Genomic DNA, 19263 nt, shown 5'->3' with positions numbered 1-19263 from the left:
ATTAAATTCTTTATTATCTGCCATTAATTCTCTAGATAAAATATGGGTATCAGAAATAATGGTAAAGCTTATCTTATTTTTATCTTTATTCAAAATTACACTTCCTTGTACACTTTCTTTATATCAATATACCATAAGAGTATTGATTTATAAATTAGGAGATTTTTCTTTTTGTTTTTGAAAAAACTTGCTATTTTACTGTATTTAAATTTACAATTTTTAAAAAGATTGAATTAATTTTATAAAAAAATTTAAATTTAATCTTGACTAATTTACTAGGTGTTGTATAATTGCTCATATAGTAAAAGACAATGAAAAGAAGAGTAGCTTTTTGAATTCTTTACAGAGAGGTTTTTTAGCTGAGATAAACCAAGATGAAAGAAAGTGAAATGCATCTTTAAGTCTTGCACCGAAGTTTTGAGGCTGCAACGGAATCTCCCGTTATCGAGATAAGAGTTTTTTAAGACTCTGAGAGATTTTAAATTCTTTTAGAATTTATCATAATTAAGGTGGAATCACGGTAGCTCGTCCTTTTTGGGATGGGCTTTTTTGTTGTTTTTATATAAAATAAAAAGGAGGATTTATGAAGTATAACTCAAAAATTGTAGGATTAGCATTAGTATCAACATTAATTTTTTCAGGGTGCAAAAGTCAATTAAATAGTGACAATCATAAGTCAAATGTTGACAGTAATATTAGCTCAACTGCAACAAAGGAAATTAATGAAGCTAATAAAGAAGTGGTAGACGCCCAAAAAATTGCAAATGAGAATGCAAAAAAAGATATTTCTGAAGAACCAAGATATAATGATACTATAAAGCTTGGTTACTCAGGAGATCTTTGCTTGGGTGCACCAAACATCGCAAATCTTAATGGATACTTTAAACAAAAGGATATAAATGTAGAATTTGTAAATACAAAGCAAGCAAAAGATGCCTTAGGAACTGGTAAAATAGATGGACTTGTTGGAGAGTTCGCAGGTATGGTAGTTCCAACAACAAAAGGTCTTGACATAGTATTTTCATCAGCATCCCATACTGGATGTAAATCACTTTACGTACTTAGTGATAGCAAAATTCAAGAAACAAAGGAGCTTGAAGGTAAAAATCTAGCTATAACAAATGGTATAGGAAACTCAAACCATAATACAGCTTTAAGATTTTTTAACCACGATAATGTAGATCCTGATAAGGTTACTTACAAGCAAGTTGATAATTCTGCTGTAATTCAAGCTATGGAAAGTGGAGAAATTGATTCAGCAGTTCTAGATGACCAATTTGCTAAGCAATTTGTAGATGAGGGTAAGATTAGGACAATTAGATCAATGACTCATGATGAAGATTTCGGAAGAGAAGTTTGCTGTGTACTTGTCTTTAATGGTACTTTTGCAAAGGAAAATCCACTTATAGCTGATAATGTAGCTACAGCTATTCAACAAGCAAATGATTATATGCATAATAATCCAGAAGAAGCAACCCAAAAGCTATATGATAATAACCTTGCAAGCGGTGACTTTGATGCAGGTCTTGAGCTTGTAAAATCATATAACTACTCAGTTAAAAATGATATAGCAGAAGAAACACTTAAATCAGTATTCACAGACTATAAGGAAATTGGACTTATAGAAGACGAAAGAAGTGTAGATGATTTAATGAAACAATATTGGTTACCAATGGGTAGCTTTTATAAGAAAAATTAAGGAAGGTCCTCCGGGACCTTTCTAATTTAGAAAGGGATTTTATGACTAATATAAAAAAGAATAATTTATCGAATAATTCAATAAAAAGATTTATGCCGATTATATTTGGTATTTTTGCTATATTGGAATATTTATTTATGAAAAATCATGCCCCTAAAGCCATAGCAAGTCCAGTTTATCTTTATTTTCTAGTAGCTTTATTAGCTTTATATGGGATATTTTTTCTTATATCCTTAAAAAATGAGAAACTTAAAGATAAATTATCCTATATGGCAGCCATATATTCATTTTTCTTTATTATTTTAATAATTTATGACATATTAACCTTAAAAACTCAAATCTTGCCCCTTCCATATTTTGCATGGATTGATATGATTTTTAACTCAATGATTGCAGACAAGGGATTTTTATTAGAGTCCTTACTAGCAAGTCTTAAGTTATTATTTACAGGATACTTTATAGGGGCAGTACTTGGTATAATTACCGGTATTTTTGCAGGATATTCTAGAAGAATTGATTATTGGGTAGATCCATTTTTAAAACTTCTTGGACCAATACCTACAACAACATGGATTCCTATAGTTATGGTTCTTGCAACAAGTTTATTTGCTGGAGCAGTATTTATAATATCTTTAGGAGTTTGGTTTCAAACAACTCTTGCAACTATGACTGGTATAAAAAATGTAGATAAATCTTATTATGAAGTTGCAAGAACTCTTGGTGCAAATGAAAATGAATTAGTAAGAAAAATTGCTATTCCATCAGCTACTCCAAATATATTTCAAGGTCTTATTTCAGCAATGAGTTCAGCTTGTACATCTTTAATAGTTGCAGAAATGCTTGGTGTTGAGTCAGGACTTGGTTGGTATATAACATGGAAGTCATCATGGGCTGACTATTCAGCTATGTATGGTGCTATAATTTTATTAGCCTTAACTTTTATTGTAGTGAATCTCCTATTAAAGAAAATATCAAATAGGGTCCTTATATGGCAAAAGGAGTTTTAAATGACAAAGCTTGAATTAAAAAATGTATCAAAAACTTTTGATAGAATGGATTTGAATGAAAAGACCCATGCCTTAAAGGATATAAACCTATCTATAAAAAACAATGAATTCATTTCAATAGTTGGGCCGTCAGGATGTGGTAAGTCAACCTTGCTAAGGCTTATATCAGGACTTATAAAACCAAGTGTGGGAGAAATTCTTTTGGATGGAAAAAAAGTCCAAGGTCCTTCTTCAAGAAAGGGCATGGTATTTCAAAAACCAACTCTTTTTCCTTGGCTTACTGTTAAAGAAAATGTAGGTTTTTCAGGAACTCTTAAAGGTGAAAGTTATATAAGTGATGAAAATATTTATGATTTGCTTGAAAGGGTAGACTTAAAAGATTTCAAAAATTCCTACCCAAAGCAGTTATCAGGTGGAATGGCCCAAAGAGTTTCTTTAATAAGAACTATGGTAAATAAGCCAGAAATATTTCTATTAGATGAACCTCTTGCAAGTCTTGATGCCTTTACTAGGATGGACATGCAAGATTAAATATTAAATCTATGGACTGGAGAGAAAAATATTATGATTATGGTTACCCATGATGTTGAAGAGGCAGTTTATATGTCTTCTAAAATAATAGTAATGAAACCAAGACCTGGTAGGATAAAAAATATAGTTGATATTAATTTATCTTATCCAAGAGATAGGCTAAGTGATGAATTCGTTGATTATAGAAATACAATATTAAAAATATTAGATTATTAAAATGTTAAATTTATGTAAGAAAGAAGGTAAATTTGCAATTTTTTTTCTTTTTATTTTATTAAATGTTTGAAAATGCTTCTATGAGGGTATCCTTATTTAGAAAGTTCATTAGCTTAAAATCATTAAAAGGGAGGTAATATGAAAAATCCGATGGATAAAAATGGTTTAGGCGATAGTCTACCATCAAGAAATGAGAATAGGGGTAAAAACCCACAGATTTCAATGGCTCAAGGTATACCTGTTACAAATAATGAAACTGCAATGACAGCAGGAGCCAGGGGGCCTTTAGGAATACAAGATGCATGGCTTATGGAAAAACATGCTAATTTTAATAGAGAGGTTATACCAGAAAGAAGGATGCATGCAAAAGGATCCGGAGCTTTTGGTACATTTAAAGTAACCCATGATATATCAGATTTAACTAAGGCAAAAATCTTTCAAGAAGTAGGAAAAGAATGTGAAATGTTTGCAAGATTTTCGACAGTTGCAGGTGAAAGAGGGGCAGCTGACGCAGAAAGAGATATAAGAGGTTTTGCCCTTAAATTTTATACAGAAGAAGGAAATTGGGATTTGGTAGGCAATAATACACCAGTATTTTTCTTTAGAGATCCACATAAGTTTATTGATTTAAATCATGCTGTAAAAAGAGACCCAAGAACGAATATGAGATCTCCTAATACAAACTGGGACTTTTGGTCATCTTTACCAGAATCACTTCTTCAAGTAACTATAACTATGTCAGACAGGGGGATACCTTCATCATTTAGGTATATGCATGGATTCTCATCTCATACATATTCTCTTATTAGCCAAGACAATAAGAGAACATGGGTGAAATTTCACTTTAGAAGTCAACAAGGTATACAAAACTTTACTGACCAAGAAGCGGAGATTGTAAATGGGAAAGACAGAGAATCATCCCAAAAAGACCTATATGAGTCAATAGAGAAGGGTATGTATCCAAGATGGAAGATGTACATCCAAACTATGGATGAACAAGAAGCTTACGAACTTGATCGGAATCCATTTGATCTTACAAAAATGTGGCCTAAAAAAGATTACCCACTAAGAGAAGTTGGTATATTTGAGTTAAATAAAAATCCTGATAATTACTTTCAGGATGTAGAACAAGCTGCCTTTAACCCAGCAAATCAAATTCCTGGAGTATCTTATTCACCAGATAAGGTTCTTCAAGCAAGGCTTTTTATGTATGGAGATGCCCAAAGATATAGACTTGGCGTAAATCACCACCAAATTCCAGTAAATATGCCTAAGGGAATGAAAAAAGGTGACTATCATCCGTTCCATAGGGATGGCCAAATGAGAGTTGATGGGAATATTGGAAGTGAAAACCACTATGCACCAAATTCTTATGGCAACTGGACAACAAGCAAAAGAAATGATGAACCAACATTTAAAGTTACTGGTGATATGGGAAGATGGGACTTTAGAGAAGATGACTCAGATTACTTCACTCAACCAGGTCTTTTATACAATTCTATGACTGAAGATCAAAAGCAAGTATTATGTGAAAATACTGCAAGGGCTATGGGGGATTCAACATATCAAATTAAACATAGGTGGATTGATTTATGCTATCAAGCTGATGAAGACTATGGAAAAAGACTTGCAAAAGCTTTAGAAATTGATATAAATGATGTAGACTTAAATCTTCCAAAAAGAGATAGTGAAGAGGGAAACTTTAAGGCAAACAATGCTCATCCAGAATTAAATAAACCATCTAGGAACTTAAGTGAAAAAGATTGGAAAGAGATAAAAACAGATTATGATCCTACAAAGTTTATAGATCCAGAAGATGATCCATATCTATTATAATGATATAATAAATTTTTAAGAAAGCTAGCCTTAAAAAGGTTAGCTTTTTTTGTGAAAAATTGTATAATCTATTTAATAAACGTCCTATAAAAAATTAAGAAAGGATTTTTATGATAGAAAAATCAAATAAGAAAAATGATGCCTTATTATTTGCTATAATAAGTTCGATTGTTTTATTTTTATCACAATATTTACTGGTTTTTTCTTTAAGTATTCCCATACTTATGACTATAAAATTAGGAATGTATGATAAGAAAGAAACTTTTATATACTTGTTTTTAACAGGTTTATTTTCATCTATTCTGGATTTAAGCCTTACACTTATAGTTTTATCTCCAAGTCTTATCTTTTCATTACTTATTATTTTTTTAATAAGAAGAGATATAGAAGATAAAACTAGCCTTTTTATATTGACGTCACTTACATCAATATTTATATTGACTTTACTTGGGTATATTTATAGTAAAGGTTACATAGACTTTAAAATAATCGTAGGCGAGTTGTCAAAAGCTTTTGAAAGTGAGGGAGTTGAACTTGATGAAATATTTATAGTAAACGCTCTTAGAACAATTCCTGCAATGTGTGTAATATTAAATCTTATTTATAATTTTATTTGTCTAAAACTTATAAGAAATTACCTTAATTACAGGGATGATAAGATTAGGGATTTAATAAGTATAAATAGATTTAGGTTGGAAATTAAGGATATTATTATATTATTTATAATATTTTTACTAATTTCTACCTTTGCATATTTTCTAGGTTTAGACTTTGAAATTATTAAATTAAATGCTTTATCAGTTACAATGAGTCTGTTACAGATAAATGGTCTATTGTTATTAGATTATTTTTCAGCAAAAAAATCAAAGCTTACTAGATTTATAAATTGGGTTTTGATATTCTTTGTATTTGCAATTTTATCAGATGTTTTTGCTGTAATTGGAGCAATTGATGTAGTATTTAATATAAGAGAAAAAGTGAGGCAATATGAAAGATAAACTTAAGTTTTTTACTAAAGAAAATTATATATTTTTACTTATCTTACCTATTTTAGTATCTATAGTATTATTTTTTTATGAAAAAATATTTGCAACTATTGGATTGATACTTTCTATAGTCTTATATTTTTATATAAAAAAACTAGATGAGGATAAGAGAGATTTTTTTCAAGAATATATAGATGAGATGGATTATTCCTTTGATGAAATAACAAAAAATGTTGTATTTCAAATGCCCTTTCCAATTGTTATACTTGAAGATGGTAAAATGATAAAATGGCATAATTCAAATTTTAAAGATATATTTGAAGCCAAACATTTAATAGGCAAAAGTGTAAATAATTTTATAAGCGATTTTAGCGAGGTAGATTTTGATAGAGAATCATCAAAGCCTATTACTGTAAAAATATATGATAAAACTTATGAATTTTATTATTCAACCATAAAAAGGGATAAGTTTGATAAAGATCTTACCTTTGTCTATGGGATAGATAATACAAGTGATGAAAATATAAAAAAGATATTTAAAGATAGAAGACTTGTTGTATTGTCCATGTATATAGACAATTATGATGATTTAAGGCAATCTACTAAGGCAAGTGATAGATCCTCTCTTACAGGTGAGATTGATAGGATTATAATGAACTACTTTGAAGAGTATGGGGCTATGGTTAGAAAGTATGAAAATGATAGATATATAGTAATGCTACACTTTGATGATTATAAAAAAATCTATGAGTCAAAGTTTAAGATACTTGACCTTGTAAGAGAAGTGGATAGGGGAAATACTATTCAACCTACTTTATCAATAGGGGTAGGCCTTGCTGGGAAAAAACCATTAGATGTATATGAAGATTCAAGAATATCAATAGACATTGCCCTATCTCGTGGCGGAGACCAAGTTGTTATTAAAGAGGGAGATAATTATGAATATTTTGGAGGAAAATCAAAAGCAACTGAGAAAACTTCAAAAGTTAGATCAAGGGTGATATCTCAAGCTCTAAAAAGACTTATTGAGTCTTCTTCAAAGGTTTTTGTTATGGGTCATAACAATCCGGATATGGACTCCTTTGGCTCAGCTCTTGGAGTTTATGAAATAGTAAAAAGTACTGGAAAAGATTGTTATTTCTTACTTAATGAAGTTAATAAACCCATAGAAAATATATATAATAGGACAGTTGATAGTTTAGACGGATTTAGGGAGAATGTAATAACAGAAGTTAGGGCACTTGAATTAATGGATCAAGCATCCCTTGTAATTGTTACAGATAATCACAGGAAAAATTCAACTGAAGCTCCATCACTTCTTGATAGGACTGACCAAATTGTAGTAATAGATCATCATAGGAGAGGGAATAATTATATAAGAAATGCAACGATTTCGTATATAGAGCCTTATGCATCAAGTGCAAGTGAGCTTGTAACAGAGATTTTAAATTACTTTGATGAATCCTTTAAGGCAAGAGTTCCGGTTGCAGAGGCCCTTCTTGCAGGTATAACCGTAGATACTAAAAATTTTGTTTATCAAACAGGTGTAAGGACGTTTGAAGCTGCATCAATCTTAAAAAGATGGGGGGCAGATTCAATTATTATAAAAAGAATGTTTAAAGATGACTTTGAAATAGTAAAATATAAGTCTGAGGTTATAGCTGACTCCTCTGTTGTAAATGACTTCATAGCTATAGGACATTTTAATAGAGAAATGGATGGCTCAACCTTAATAGCAAGCCAGGCAGCAGATGATTTGTTAAATATAAAAGGAGTTAAGGCAAGTTTTGTTTTAACAAGATCAAATGATAGAATTCACATATCTGGTAGAAGTCTAGGTGATATATCTGTCCAACTTATTCTTGAAAGAATCGGTGGAGGTGGTCATTTAACAGCAGCCGCAACCCAACTAGATATGGATATAGATGAAGCAGAGCTTATGCTTAGGAAAGCAATTAATGAATACTTAGAAGAGGAGATGACAGAAGATGAAGATAATTTTAACTGAAGATGTTAAGAAAATTGGGAAAAAGGGTGAAGTTGTAAATGTAAAGCAAGGATACTTTAGAAACTATATCCTTCCAAACAATCTTGGAATCGAAGCTAATAAGGAAAATTTAGCTAAGCTTAGAGAACATCAAGCAGAGATTAAAAAGCAAGAAGATGAAAATATAGCTAAGGCTAAGGAAAATAAAGAAAAAATTGAAAATACTGAAATCACTATTAAGGTTAGAGCTGGAGAAGAAGGAAAATTATTCGGTTCTATTACCAGCAAGGATATAATGGAAGCTTTAAATAAAAAGAATATTGAAGTTGACAAAAAGAAAATAGATAAGACTGATAAGATTGATTCTTTGGGAGAATATACAGTAGATATCAAGTTATACCAACAAATAAGTGCAAGTTTAAAAGTTATAGTTGAGGCAGAATAATGGAAGAAAGTCTTAGGCAAATGCCTAGTGACATTCGTTCAGAAATGGCTATAATTGGATGTATATTAACAAAAAATGAAACCATAGACCAGGCTATAGAATTAATAAAGCCATATGAGTTTTATGATTCAAGATGTCAAAGAATTTATAAGACTTTGATTTCTATGTATCAAAAGGACATAAAAATAGATGAAGTAAGTCTTATATCAAAATTAAAATCAGAAAACATTTTGGAAGAAGTAGGGGGAGAGGAGTTCATTGCAGAGATAACACTCTCCTCATTTTATACTCCAAATATTGACCAATATGCTGAAAATGTCAAAGAAAAGGCCTTACTTAGGGCTCTTATTACAACATGTGAAGAGATAGTAGGAGAATCCTATAGTGAGAAAAAAGAAGCTAAAGATGTAATAGAGAAAGCTGAGTCAAGGATATTTGAAATAAGCCAGAATAATCTTGATAAGGGTCTCATTAGAGTCTCCGATACCATGGATGATACCATAAGACAACTTGAGCTTTTAAGTTTAAATGATGGAAAGATAACAGGGGTTACAACAGGTCTTTCAACAGTTGATGATAAACTTTCAGGTCTTCAAAACTCTCAATTAATTCTTCTTGCAGCAAGGCCAGCTATGGGAAAAACCGCCTTAGGACTTACTATGGCTTGGAATGCAGCAAAAGTTGGAAAATCAGTAGCGTTTTTTTCGCTTGAGATGTCTACATATCAGCTTAATCAAAGGCTTATCTCAATGGTTTCTATGATTGAGCTTGAAAATATAATAAATGGTCAACTTGAAGCAGATGAGTGGATTGCCATAGTTGAAGCTATAACAAGTATAAAAGAAAAAGATCTTTATGTTGATGAAACTGCGGGAATTACTTTATCGGAATTAAGGAGTAAGTGTAAAAGGCTAAAGGCTGAATCAGGCCTTGATCTTGTAGTCATAGATTATTTACAGCTTATGACAGGGGAGGGAAGGTTTGACAATAGACAACAAGAGATTGCAAATATTTCTAGGGGGCTTAAGTCTTTATCAAAAGAAATAAATTGCCCAATTCTTTCTCTTGCACAGTTATCCCGTGAGGCTGATAAAAGAAGTGACCATAAGCCAATCTTATCAGATCTTCGTGAATCAGGGGCAATAGAGCAAGATGCCGATGTTGTAATGCTTTTATATAGGGAAGATTACTATGACGAGGAAGATAATCCGAATGTTGCAAAAGTAATACTTGCCAAACATAGAAATGGTCCAACAGGTATTATGGAACTATTCTTCCATAAGAAATGTACAACCTTTACAGACCTTAGCTTAAAAGAAGAGTAATATGGAAATAATTGGAAAAGATGAAGAAATTTACCTAAAAGAAATTGATATAGATGATGCTTTTGATTTAAGATATTGGAAACTTTTCGAAGATGAAAGGCTTAGGGGATATAATTATGGAAATTTTACAGAAATTGACAGTGAAATCTGGTATAGGAATGTAAAGGGATTTAGGAAAAAGTACTTTGCAGTCAGAAGAATTAAAGATGATAGATTTATAGCCTTTATAGGGCTTAAGGATATAAATAAAATCATAAAAAAATCAGTCCTTGGTATAGTCTTTGATCCAGCTTTTACATCAAAAGGGTATGGATTTAAAGCTATGACTATACTACTAGATTACTATTTTAATGATATGAAATTTTATGAGCTTTATCTTGAGGTCAACGATTTTAATGTAAGGGCAAAAAAATTATATGAAAAGCTTGGTTTCAAAAAGATAGGTACAAGTTTTGAAGTCTTTGAAAACCAGGATGTTGAAATAGATGGTGAGTTTTTTGTAAAAAGATATAACAAGGTTTATTCAAAGATAAGCCAGATGAGAATTAGAAAAGGTGAGAGATAGAAAATTGGAATTTAAAATTCAAAATTTAAGCCTTGACATGGGTGAAACTTCATTTGAAAATATGTTTCTAAATACCTATGTTCCAATGGCTGATGGTGATAGCCTAAAACTTTTCTTGCTTGTTTATAAGGACTTGAAAAATGAGGGAAGTGTTGATTTAGAAAAGATAAAAAAACAGCTTCTTTTTGATGATGAAAAACTTGAAAAATGCCTGAATTATTGGGTTAATATGGGAGTTTTTAGAAAAAAGGATAAGGGAAATGGTGAGTATTTTTATGAAATCATTTCTCTAAGACAGCTTTATTTTGGAGAAAGTAAAAATGAAGATTCATCTTCTATGCTTGATATATCAAAAAGAAAGTCGGTTATGTTTGACTCTGTGGAAAGAATTATACAAAGAAAGCTAACCCCTCAAGATATTAGAAGAATTCAAGAAACTCTAGATGAATACAAGCAATATCCAGAACTTGTAACAGAGGCTTTTAGGCAGGCAAAAGAGATAAATAATGTTGATGTTAAATATGTAATGGGTTTTTTAAAAACTTGGAGAGATCAATCTATATTTAGCCTTAATGATTTAAAAATTAAAGAAGAAAGAGAAAAGCTTTTAAGGCAAAAACAGTCTAAGAAAAATATTAGGAAAAAAATCTTCACTTCAAAAAATAAAAATTCAGCCAATAAGTCTTTCTCTCAAAAAGCAAGGGAGGAGAGATTTAGAAGAATTCTTGAAGGAGATGATAGGTAATGGATATTAAGGACAATATTTCAAGAATACTAGAAAATAGAAGGATAAAGGATAAAGAAGATCTTCAAAAAAGAAAAGAAGAAATCTATGAGAAATTCCCTAGAGTAAAAACTATAGATAATACCATTAAAGCATTTGGATTTAAGGCGGCATCTATGGCCTATGATGGTTTTGATGTAGAGGAACTTAAAAAAAGACTAAAGGAACTTGAAGAAGAAAAACAAACAATACTTTTAGAAAACTTCTACCCTAAAGACTACCTTAAAATTCACTATCATTGCAACATTTGTAAAGATACAGGCTTTATTGGAAATGATATATGTAGATGTAGAAAACAACTTATAATTGAAGAAAGATATTCCCAATCAAATATCAAAAATTTACTTCAAAGAGAAAACTTTAGAACTTTTAACCCAAATCTTTATTCTAAAAATCTATACAAGGATTATCCTATAAGTCCTTATGAAAATATTATAAGGGTTGGAAAGGATGCAAAAGCCTATATAAATAGCTTTGACAAGTCAAGCACAAACCTTTATATCTTTGGAGATGTAGGAAGAGGAAAGACATTTTTAATAAATTCTATCGCAAAAGAGCTCTTAGATAGGAATTTTTCAGTAGTTTATATGACAGCAACTAAAATTTTTTCCTTTATGAATGATTATCTTTATGCTTTTTCTGAAAGAAAGGAATTTTTACAAGAGGAGTATGACCTTATATTTAAGTCAGATCTTTTAATTATTGACGATTTGGGTAGTGAAAATGATAGAAATTCCAATGAGTCTAATCTTTTTGATATTGTAAATGATAGGATTATAAATAAAAAATCCATTATATTTTCATCAAATTATTCAGAAGATGAATTAAGAGAAATATATGGAGAGAGAATTTTTTCAAGAATCATGGGTTCATCTCATGTTATAGAGATATATGGAGACGATTTAAGACTTTTATTTTAGGAGATATTATGATAATTGTAGATAGAGAAACTATGAAAAATATTGATGCATATGCTATAAATGAGCTTAAAATTCCATCTATTTGTCTTGTAGAAAGAGCAAGTCTTGCTGTTTTGAATAATATAAATCTTGATATAAGAAATTCTTTTGGAATTGTTGCAAGTGTTGGAAATAACGGGGCAGATGGTATGGCTTTAGCACGTAACCTACTCTCTATAGGCAAAAAAGTAGAAATTTATATAGTTGGAGATATAAAAAAAGCAAGTACTGATTTTCTAATAAACTTTGAGTCTTGTAAAAAAATGACTGACAAAATTTTTGAGATAAGGACTATAGACGACATAGAATTTTTTAAAAATAATTTAGAGAAGATAAATACAATAATTGATGCAATATTTGGAACAGGCCTTAATAGGACAGTTTCTGGAATTTATTCTTATGTGATAGAGATAATAAATCTAAGCAATATTTTTACTATATCAATTGATATTCCATCAGGTTATGATTGTGATGGAGAAATGGACTTTGGAACATATGTAGATTCTGATTTTATAGTATCAATGCAACTTATGAAAAAGGGTCTTTATTATGATACTTATTTTAGAGATAAGATAGTTGTAGAAGATATTGGAATTGCCCAAAAAGCAATAGATAAATTTATTAATATTTGAAAAAAATAAAAGAAAAAGTATACTAATAATAATTGAATAAAGCAATGATAAGAAGTAGTAACTAGAAATAGCCTTTAGAGAGAAGATGTTTGGTGAAAATCTTTGGTGAAAGTTAGTGAATCCGTCTTTGAGCTTATAGTTAGAGTGAATGAATAATTTTCATTAAATTGGGTGGTACCGCGATAATCTCGTCCCTTTTGGGAGGAGATTTTTTTATTATAAAAATTAACTTTGAAAATTATTTATTAAGAGAATTTGGAGGAAATATGTTAGATATTAAATTTGTAAGAGAAAATCCTGAAGTTGTTAAAGAAAATATTAAAAAGAAATTTCAAGATGAGAAATTACCATTAGTTGATGAAGTTATAGCACTTGATGAGAAACTTAGAGATGTAAAAACCGAAGGTGACAACCTTAGGGCTAAAAGAAATAAGACATCAAAAGAAATAGGTGTTCTTATGGGTCAAGGGAAAAAAGACGAAGCTGAGAAAGTTAAGGAAGAAGTTGGAGAAATAAACGATAGACTTGTTCAAATTGAAGAAGATACCAGAAAATTTCAAGACGAGTTAAAAGAAAAAATGCAAGTTATTCCCCAAATCATTGATGATTCAGTTCCAATAGGAAAAGATGATTCGGAAAATGTAGAAATAGAAAGATTTGGAGAAAATTATACACCAGATTTTGAAATTCCTTATCATGTTGACATCATGGATACATTTAATGGTATTGACCTAGATTCAGCAAGAGATACATCAGGAGCAGGATTTTATTATCTTAAAGGAGATATAGCTAGACTTCACTCAGCGATTCTTTCATATGCAAGAGACTTTATGATTGATAAGGGATATGAATACCATATTCCACCTTATATGATAAGATCTGATGTTGTGACAGGCGTAATGAGTTTTGCAGAAATGGAAGATATGATGTATAAAATAGAAGGGGAGGATTTGTATCTAATAGGTACAAGTGAGCACTCTATGATTGGTAAATTCATAAATACAATTACAGATGAAGAAGATATGCCACTAAAACTTACTTCATATTCACCATGTTTTAGAAAAGAAGTAGGAGCTCATGGGATAGAAGAAAGGGGTGTTTATAGAATTCATCAATTTGAAAAGCAAGAAATGGTAATTATCTGTAAACCAGAAGAATCTAAGAAATACTATGATGAATTATGGAAAAATACAGTGGAATTTTTCAGAAGTCTTGATATTCCAGTAAGAACATTGGAATGTTGCTCAGGAGATTTGGCAGACTTAAAGGTAAAATCATGTGATGTTGAAGCATGGAGTCCAAGACAAGGTAAATACTTTGAAGTAGGTTCATGTTCAAATCTTGGTGATGCCCAAGCTAGGAGGCTTAAAATAAGGCTAAGAGGGGAAAATGGAAATTACTTTGCCCATACCTTAAATAATACAGTAGTAGCACCTCCAAGGATGCTTATAGCATTTTTAGAAAATCTTTTACAAGAAGATGGATCTGTAAGAATACCAGAGCCACTTCAAATGTATATGGGCGGTAAGGAAAAAATTGTACCTAAAAAATAATTAATGATTAATAAAAATGCTATTGCAAGGATTAATTAATCTTTGCAATAGCCTTTTCTTAAATTATTTTTTTATCACTTATAATCATATCAAGTTTTTCGTCAAGTGGATCAAGATTAAGGTTAAATGACTCGCTTATATCATAAAATAACCCTATATAAAAAGACTCATTATCCTTTATGAATTTATCATAAAATCCACCACCATATCCAATCCTATGCCTATTTTTATCAAAGGAAAGACCAGGTACAAGTGAGATTTCGATTTTATTACTTGTTTTCCTGTTTTTTGAAGTTTCTATATCATATAATCCATAAGTTAAATCATTAAACGATTCTAGTAAGACAGGAATCATTTTTCTATCTTCTGTGATTTTTGGTATATAAACTTTTTTTCCCATTTTCCAAGATTTTTCTATGATTTTTCTTGTATCGACTTCATCATTTTTAGAAAGATAGGTGAAAATTTCTGATGCATTTCTAAATTTATCAAGATTAAAAAGTTTTTTTCTTATCTCTTCATTCCAAGTTTCTCTTTCGTATTCACTTATCCTATCTCTTAAAGCTTTAAAATATCTTCTCATTTCTCTTTTCATCAACCTACTCCAAAATCCGTAATATTATATAGATAATCTATTTTTGGATTGTTCTTTAAAATTTTATGGTATTTATAAACAAACCATTCTACCAAATCGTCATCTCTTTTTACATCAGTTGAATTATTATTAAAGATATTTACAGTAGCATGAGGAAATTTATTTAAGATAATATCCATATCCCTATCTATCATATCTTTTGTCTGACCTTCAATACCTACCATAATGCATGGAGAATCAAAATATTTTAAAATATCCTTATAGGTCTTAAAATTTACTCCTTTATTTAGGTATTTTTCTCTAAATTCATTATCAAAGCTTTCAACACCAGTTTTTAAAATTATTTTTTGTTCTTTAAAATATTCTCTTATCTCATTAACCCTACTTCTATAAATCCAATGAACTTCAAAAAATAAGGTGTGAATATTTTTCTTTTTTACAAGATCTTTTATCATTTCTAATGTATTTTCCGTAAGTTCAAAAAATGAAGCAGAGTTTATTACTTCAACAGCCGAATAAAGTCCAGTAACTTTAGATAAGGCTTTTTCATTTATTTCATCTATTATTTTATCATCTATTTCATTATCATTTATATAGTCACAAAATCTGCATTGGCCCCACTTGCAGGGTTTAGCTTTTAGTAGGACTATTTCCCTTTTATATTTTTCATTTATTGTTGAATATCTTTTCACTGTTTTAACCTCTTTTTACTATTACTAACTTTCATATAAGTTGCTATTATTTCAGCCCCCAAAATAAGAGTTAGTGAAAACAAAAGCATCCAAGCTAAAAGAGCAATTATTCCTGCAAGCGTTCCATAGATTACTGACATATTGCTCATATTCTGTAAAAAGAAAGAATAAGCAAAACTTGCTACAGATACCATGATAGTTGCTGAAACGCTACCTACAAGGGCATCTTTAAAGCCGATTTTTATGGAATCATTGAACGGTGCTGATTTGTATAAAAATGTAAGAGCAAGAATTAAAGTAAGAGGTGGTATAATTGCAGAAAATAAATTTATTAATACTGAAAATTCGCTCAATGAAAAATCTGAATTAATAAGTCTTAGTATATTTTCAACAAGTCTTAGGAGACTATCGGCATATATTTTTAATAAAAATAAGAAAAATACTATAAAGATAAGGATAAAAGTATAAAAAAATCCAAATATCTTATTTTTTATCATAGAGTGATCATCCTCAAGCCCATAAGCAACATTTATAGCTATAAGGATTTTAGAAACACCTTTTGAAGCTGACCATAAGGCGAAAAGTAGGGTGATAGTTGAAATAGTTGTAATTGATGATGAGTTAAGAATTGAATCAACTATCATAGTTATAATTGCTCTGATAGATTCTGGCATAAGAGCAATAAATTCAAGGATTACATCTTCATTACCCTTCATGTATTTTGTAAGAATATTTAATAAAACTAAAAGCATTGGTATAGATGCTGATAAAAAGTAGTAAGAAAGTGATGAGGCAAGGGTCATTAAATCATGTTCTCTTACTCTTTCAATTAAGGTAAGGACAAAGTGTTTGACCTTGTCCTTAGAAAAATCTTTAAATATATCTCTCATTTTAAATAAGTATCAAACCATTCTTTGATAGCTTCAAGTCTTTTTATTCTTGCCTTAGGTTTACCAGATCTTGAAAGCTCATGGTTTTCTCCATGAAAAATATACATTTTACTATCTACGCCATTTTCTTTAATTCTTGTATACATTTGAAGACCTTGTTCTAAAGGACATCTATAATCTTCATCTGAATGGATAAACATGGTTGGTGTTTTTACATTTTTAGCGTGTTTTATTGGTGATTGTTCCCACATCTTATTAAGATTATCCCAAGGATTTGCTCCAGTTTGGTCAGGTGCAAAATAATAGCCTATATCAGATACTCCATAGAAGGAAGTCCAATTTGAAATAGATCTTTGTGAATTTGCTGCTTTAAAGCGGTCTGTATGCGATACTATCCAATTTGTCATAAAACCACCATAGGATCCACCATATACGCCCAAGTTATTTATGTCTATTTGGGGATATCTTTTTATAGCTTCATTAGTAAATTTCATTAAATCCTCATAATCGATACTGCCGTATTTTCCTCTTATATCAGAATATGCTACCCCATTTCCACTTGAACCATGTGGGTTAGTATAGATTACTATATAGCCATCATTCGAAAAAACTTGGTGTTCGTGGTGAAAAATATTTGAAAACTCAGTTTTTGGTCCTCCATGTATTGAAAGAAGGGTAGGATAAATCTTATTCTTATCAAAATCAGTAGGAAGAAGGACAAATCCTCTTATCTTATCACCATTTGATTCAAAGTAAAATTCTTCAATCTTTCCTATAGCAGACTTTACCTTATTATCAATAAGGATTTCATCATTATTTAAATCTTTTAAGTGACTTAGTCTTTTATCATCCATTGCAAAATAATAAATTTTATTATCTCCAACAACAAAGTCTTCCACACAGCCATCTTTTAATAATTTTAGATTTTTTTCCTTATCAAATGAGTAAAGCTTAGATTCTTCTTTTTCTGTGACCAGAAAATAAAGAGTAGAATTTTTTAAGTAAAAGCTACGACCTGAGCCAAATCTTGCATCAGTACCTATGGAATTACCAAAAGATTTATCAAAATCATCAGGACTTATTTTTATATAATTTCCTTGAAAATTGGTTTCATATATAAAACAGTCTTCATTTATTCCACCCTTTTTATGATCAGATCCAACAAAAACTATTCTATCATCATCAAAGAAAATATCATAATATGAAAATTTATCTCTTATGATAATTTTTTCTATATTTTTTTTAAAATCTATAAGGATTAAGTCTTCTTTGAGATTTCCTACCCCATTATAGCTTTTTAGTACAGTTACAGCGATCTTATCTAAATTATCATTTATAGCAAAGCTTTGAAGCTTACTATTATCAAATTTTCTTATTTCTTTTAGTTCATCTTTATCCTTATCATAAAAGTATAGAGATTCTATTTTATCATTATCATATCCTAGACCATTATAATAGAAAGGAACTTTTGTAATTTCTTTATAAAAAGAATTTTCTTTTTCTTCCTCTCTTTCTTCTTTACTTAACTTATCACTTGCTTTAATTAGAAATCTTCCATCTTTTAGAACTTTTATAAAGGAAACATTTTTATTTATTTTAAAACAAGGTTGTGAAACATTTAAAGTCATATCTTTTTTATAAAAATAATCATATTTATCATCTGATTTTTCTTTAAAAATTAATATATTTTCTCTATCAAAGAAAAATAGGTTTATATTATTATTATCACTTACCTTATATGAAGCCTTTTTTTCTATATCATAAAGGTTAAGGAAAGAATCATATTTATTTTCTTTTAAATTTGCCTTGCTAGATTTAAAGGCCAAATATTTATTATCGTAGGATATCTCTAGATTCGAGTAAAATTTATAATCTAGAATATCTTTAATTTTAGTCTTTTCCATATGTCCTCCTATTTATATATATTATACATTATTTTCTAGTAAGAAAAAACTCTAAGGTTTATAAAAATATAAAAAGGGTATATATTTAATAACAAAATGATGGAGGTAGCCATATGAAATTAAATATTAAGGGAAAAAATATTAATGTTTATGATAGCTTAAAACGAGAGGCTCAAGAGAAATTTAATAGGTTGGATAAGTACTTCAATGGTGAAGAGGAAATGGACCTAAAATTCTCAACTGAGGGTAATCTTAAGAAAGTTGAGGCTACAATTTTTCTAAATGGAGGCACAATACTTCGTGCTGAAGAAGAAAATGGAGATTTTTCTACAGGAATCGATAGGGTAATTGATGCCTTAGTTAGACAAATTAGAAAACATAAGACAAAACTTGAAAGAAATCGTAAAAATGGAGAATCTATTAAGTTTGACTTGTTTGATGATGATGCAGAATTAGAAGAAGATGATAGTCCGAAAATTGTAAGAACTAAGGAGCTTATCCTAAGACCTATGAGTGATGAGGAAGCTGTTCTACAAATGGAGCTTTTAAACCATGATTTTTTCTTATATCTAGATGATATAGAAATGAAACAAAGACTAGTTTATAAAAGAAGAGATGGAGATTATGGACTAATTATCCCTGAATAAGGATTATGAG

General features: G+C 29.9%; 19 protein-coding genes and 2 other annotated features. Of the genes, 15 read left to right on the top strand and 4 right to left on the bottom strand.

All coding sequences use genetic code 11. The features are described 5' to 3' along the window. Nucleotides 1-302: 302 nt before the first annotated feature. Nucleotides 303-536 (top strand) — a binding site (T-box leader). A 47-nt stretch (nucleotides 537-583) separates the two neighbouring features. The 14 genes from SOR60_RS05265 (at nucleotide 584) to serS (ending at nucleotide 14525) form a co-directional block, all read left to right on the top strand. Then, on the top strand, nucleotides 584-1699 hold the full coding sequence (locus SOR60_RS05265; protein WP_320595416.1) for an ABC transporter substrate-binding protein: 1116 nt from the start codon (nucleotides 584-586) through the stop codon (nucleotides 1697-1699). Between the two features lie 41 nt (nucleotides 1700-1740). Continuing rightward, nucleotides 1741-2706 (top strand): ABC transporter permease, encoded by a 966-nt coding sequence (locus SOR60_RS05260; RefSeq protein ID WP_320595415.1) that lies wholly within the window; start codon nucleotides 1741-1743, stop codon nucleotides 2704-2706. After that, nucleotides 2707-3237 (top strand): ABC transporter ATP-binding protein, encoded by a 531-nt coding sequence (locus tag SOR60_RS05255; RefSeq protein WP_320595414.1) that lies wholly within the window; start codon nucleotides 2707-2709, stop codon nucleotides 3235-3237. It begins immediately after the preceding gene. Between the two features lie 33 nt (nucleotides 3238-3270). Beyond that, nucleotides 3271-3453 (top strand): hypothetical protein, encoded by a 183-nt coding sequence (locus SOR60_RS05250; protein ID WP_320595413.1) that lies wholly within the window; start codon nucleotides 3271-3273, stop codon nucleotides 3451-3453. 138 nt (nucleotides 3454-3591) lie between these two features. Then, nucleotides 3592-5289: a catalase gene (locus SOR60_RS05245; RefSeq protein ID WP_320595412.1), complete on the top strand. Its 1698-nt coding sequence runs from the start codon at nucleotides 3592-3594 to the stop codon at nucleotides 5287-5289. Between the two features lie 110 nt (nucleotides 5290-5399). Beyond that, nucleotides 5400-6287 (top strand): DUF2232 domain-containing protein, encoded by an 888-nt coding sequence (locus SOR60_RS05240; protein WP_154541607.1) that lies wholly within the window; start codon nucleotides 5400-5402, stop codon nucleotides 6285-6287. Next, nucleotides 6277-8283, top strand: a complete 2007-nt coding sequence (locus tag SOR60_RS05235) for a DHH family phosphoesterase (protein WP_154541605.1) — start codon at nucleotides 6277-6279, stop codon at nucleotides 8281-8283. Before SOR60_RS05240 ends, SOR60_RS05235 begins: the two co-directional genes overlap by 11 nt. Then, on the top strand, nucleotides 8264-8707 hold the full coding sequence (gene rplI, locus SOR60_RS05230; protein WP_154541603.1) for a 50S ribosomal protein L9: 444 nt from the start codon (nucleotides 8264-8266) through the stop codon (nucleotides 8705-8707). Before SOR60_RS05235 ends, rplI begins: the two co-directional genes overlap by 20 nt. After that, complete coding sequence (gene dnaB, locus SOR60_RS05225) at nucleotides 8707-10032, top strand: replicative DNA helicase (RefSeq protein ID WP_154541601.1); 1326 nt, start codon at nucleotides 8707-8709, stop codon at nucleotides 10030-10032. Before rplI ends, dnaB begins: the two co-directional genes overlap by 1 nt. A gap of 1 nt (nucleotide 10033) precedes the next feature. Next, a complete protein-coding gene (locus SOR60_RS05220) occupies nucleotides 10034-10597 on the top strand; it encodes a GNAT family N-acetyltransferase (RefSeq protein WP_154541599.1) in 564 nt (187 codons plus the stop codon). Nucleotides 10598-10634: 37 nt separating this feature from the next. Next, on the top strand, nucleotides 10635-11342 hold the full coding sequence (locus SOR60_RS05215) for a DnaD domain-containing protein (protein ID WP_320595418.1): 708 nt from the start codon (nucleotides 10635-10637) through the stop codon (nucleotides 11340-11342). Continuing rightward, complete coding sequence (locus SOR60_RS05210; RefSeq protein ID WP_320595411.1) at nucleotides 11342-12301, top strand: ATP-binding protein; 960 nt, start codon at nucleotides 11342-11344, stop codon at nucleotides 12299-12301. Before SOR60_RS05215 ends, SOR60_RS05210 begins: the two co-directional genes overlap by 1 nt. Nucleotides 12302-12309: 8 nt before the next feature. Beyond that, nucleotides 12310-12972, top strand: coding sequence for an NAD(P)H-hydrate epimerase (locus SOR60_RS05205; RefSeq protein WP_154541595.1), 663 nt, complete (start codon nucleotides 12310-12312; stop codon nucleotides 12970-12972). Between the two features lie 35 nt (nucleotides 12973-13007). Continuing rightward, nucleotides 13008-13171, top strand: a binding site (T-box leader). A 67-nt stretch (nucleotides 13172-13238) separates the two neighbouring features. Continuing rightward, nucleotides 13239-14525, top strand: coding sequence for a serine--tRNA ligase (gene serS / locus SOR60_RS05200; protein WP_176269660.1), 1287 nt, complete (start codon nucleotides 13239-13241; stop codon nucleotides 14523-14525). A gap of 58 nt (nucleotides 14526-14583) precedes the next feature. Here serS and SOR60_RS05195 read toward each other — a convergent pair whose 3' ends face one another. Genes SOR60_RS05195 through SOR60_RS05180 form a run of 4 tightly spaced genes read right to left on the bottom strand, consistent with a single transcriptional unit; the run spans nucleotide 14584 to nucleotide 18606 of the window. Continuing rightward, nucleotides 14584-15120: a 5-formyltetrahydrofolate cyclo-ligase gene (locus SOR60_RS05195; RefSeq protein WP_154541591.1), complete on the bottom strand. Its 537-nt coding sequence runs from the start codon at nucleotides 15118-15120 to the stop codon at nucleotides 14584-14586. Continuing rightward, entirely contained in the window at nucleotides 15120-15812 is a 693-nt protein-coding gene (locus SOR60_RS05190) for a radical SAM protein (RefSeq protein ID WP_320595410.1), read from the bottom strand. The genes SOR60_RS05195 and SOR60_RS05190 overlap by 1 nt, the downstream gene beginning before the upstream one ends. Next, complete coding sequence (locus SOR60_RS05185; protein WP_320595409.1) at nucleotides 15809-16702, bottom strand: YihY/virulence factor BrkB family protein; 894 nt, start codon at nucleotides 16700-16702, stop codon at nucleotides 15809-15811. The genes SOR60_RS05190 and SOR60_RS05185 overlap by 4 nt, the downstream gene beginning before the upstream one ends. Further along, a complete protein-coding gene (locus SOR60_RS05180) occupies nucleotides 16699-18606 on the bottom strand; it encodes an alpha/beta hydrolase family protein (RefSeq protein WP_320595408.1) in 1908 nt (635 codons plus the stop codon). Before SOR60_RS05180 ends, SOR60_RS05185 begins: the two co-directional genes overlap by 4 nt. Nucleotides 18607-18719: 113 nt before the next feature. On the opposite strand from SOR60_RS05180, the gene hpf reads away from it, so the two are divergent. Beyond that, on the top strand, nucleotides 18720-19253 hold the full coding sequence (hpf, locus tag SOR60_RS05175; protein ID WP_154541585.1) for a ribosome hibernation-promoting factor, HPF/YfiA family: 534 nt from the start codon (nucleotides 18720-18722) through the stop codon (nucleotides 19251-19253). The last annotated feature ends 10 nt before the right edge of the window (nucleotides 19254-19263 follow it).

It is taken from the genome of Anaerococcus porci, assembly GCF_034090325.1.
Lineage (GTDB): Bacteria > Bacillota > Clostridia > Tissierellales > Peptoniphilaceae > Anaerococcus > Anaerococcus porci.
The sequence above is the reverse complement of the archived record's forward strand: the minus strand, read 5'-3'. Positions and strand labels throughout refer to the sequence as shown.

Excerpts from the sequence above, each read along its gene's own strand:
- SOR60_RS05180 (WP_320595408.1), bottom strand. The coding sequence starts at position 18,606 with ATGGAAAAGACTAAAATTAAAGATATTCTAGATTATAAATTTTACTCG.
- SOR60_RS05210 (WP_320595411.1), top strand. The coding sequence starts at position 11,342 with ATGGATATTAAGGACAATATTTCAAGAATACTAGAAAATAGAAGGATA.
- hpf (WP_154541585.1), top strand. The coding sequence starts at position 18,720 with ATGAAATTAAATATTAAGGGAAAAAATATTAATGTTTATGATAGCTTA.
- SOR60_RS05235 (WP_154541605.1), top strand. The coding sequence starts at position 6,277 with ATGAAAGATAAACTTAAGTTTTTTACTAAAGAAAATTATATATTTTTA.
- SOR60_RS05255 (WP_320595414.1), top strand. The coding sequence starts at position 2,707 with ATGACAAAGCTTGAATTAAAAAATGTATCAAAAACTTTTGATAGAATG.
- SOR60_RS05185 (WP_320595409.1), bottom strand. The coding sequence starts at position 16,702 with ATGAGAGATATATTTAAAGATTTTTCTAAGGACAAGGTCAAACACTTT.
- SOR60_RS05215 (WP_320595418.1), top strand. The coding sequence starts at position 10,635 with ATGGGTGAAACTTCATTTGAAAATATGTTTCTAAATACCTATGTTCCA.
- SOR60_RS05195 (WP_154541591.1), bottom strand. The coding sequence starts at position 15,120 with ATGAAAAGAGAAATGAGAAGATATTTTAAAGCTTTAAGAGATAGGATA.
- dnaB (WP_154541601.1), top strand. The coding sequence starts at position 8,707 with ATGGAAGAAAGTCTTAGGCAAATGCCTAGTGACATTCGTTCAGAAATG.
- SOR60_RS05240 (WP_154541607.1), top strand. The coding sequence starts at position 5,400 with ATGATAGAAAAATCAAATAAGAAAAATGATGCCTTATTATTTGCTATA.
- serS (WP_176269660.1), top strand. The coding sequence starts at position 13,239 with ATGTTAGATATTAAATTTGTAAGAGAAAATCCTGAAGTTGTTAAAGAA.
- SOR60_RS05245 (WP_320595412.1), top strand. The coding sequence starts at position 3,592 with ATGAAAAATCCGATGGATAAAAATGGTTTAGGCGATAGTCTACCATCA.
- SOR60_RS05265 (WP_320595416.1), top strand. The coding sequence starts at position 584 with ATGAAGTATAACTCAAAAATTGTAGGATTAGCATTAGTATCAACATTA.
- SOR60_RS05220 (WP_154541599.1), top strand. The coding sequence starts at position 10,034 with ATGGAAATAATTGGAAAAGATGAAGAAATTTACCTAAAAGAAATTGAT.
- SOR60_RS05260 (WP_320595415.1), top strand. The coding sequence starts at position 1,741 with ATGACTAATATAAAAAAGAATAATTTATCGAATAATTCAATAAAAAGA.
- rplI (WP_154541603.1), top strand. The coding sequence starts at position 8,264 with ATGAAGATAATTTTAACTGAAGATGTTAAGAAAATTGGGAAAAAGGGT.
- SOR60_RS05250 (WP_320595413.1), top strand. The coding sequence starts at position 3,271 with ATGATTATGGTTACCCATGATGTTGAAGAGGCAGTTTATATGTCTTCT.
- SOR60_RS05205 (WP_154541595.1), top strand. The coding sequence starts at position 12,310 with ATGATAATTGTAGATAGAGAAACTATGAAAAATATTGATGCATATGCT.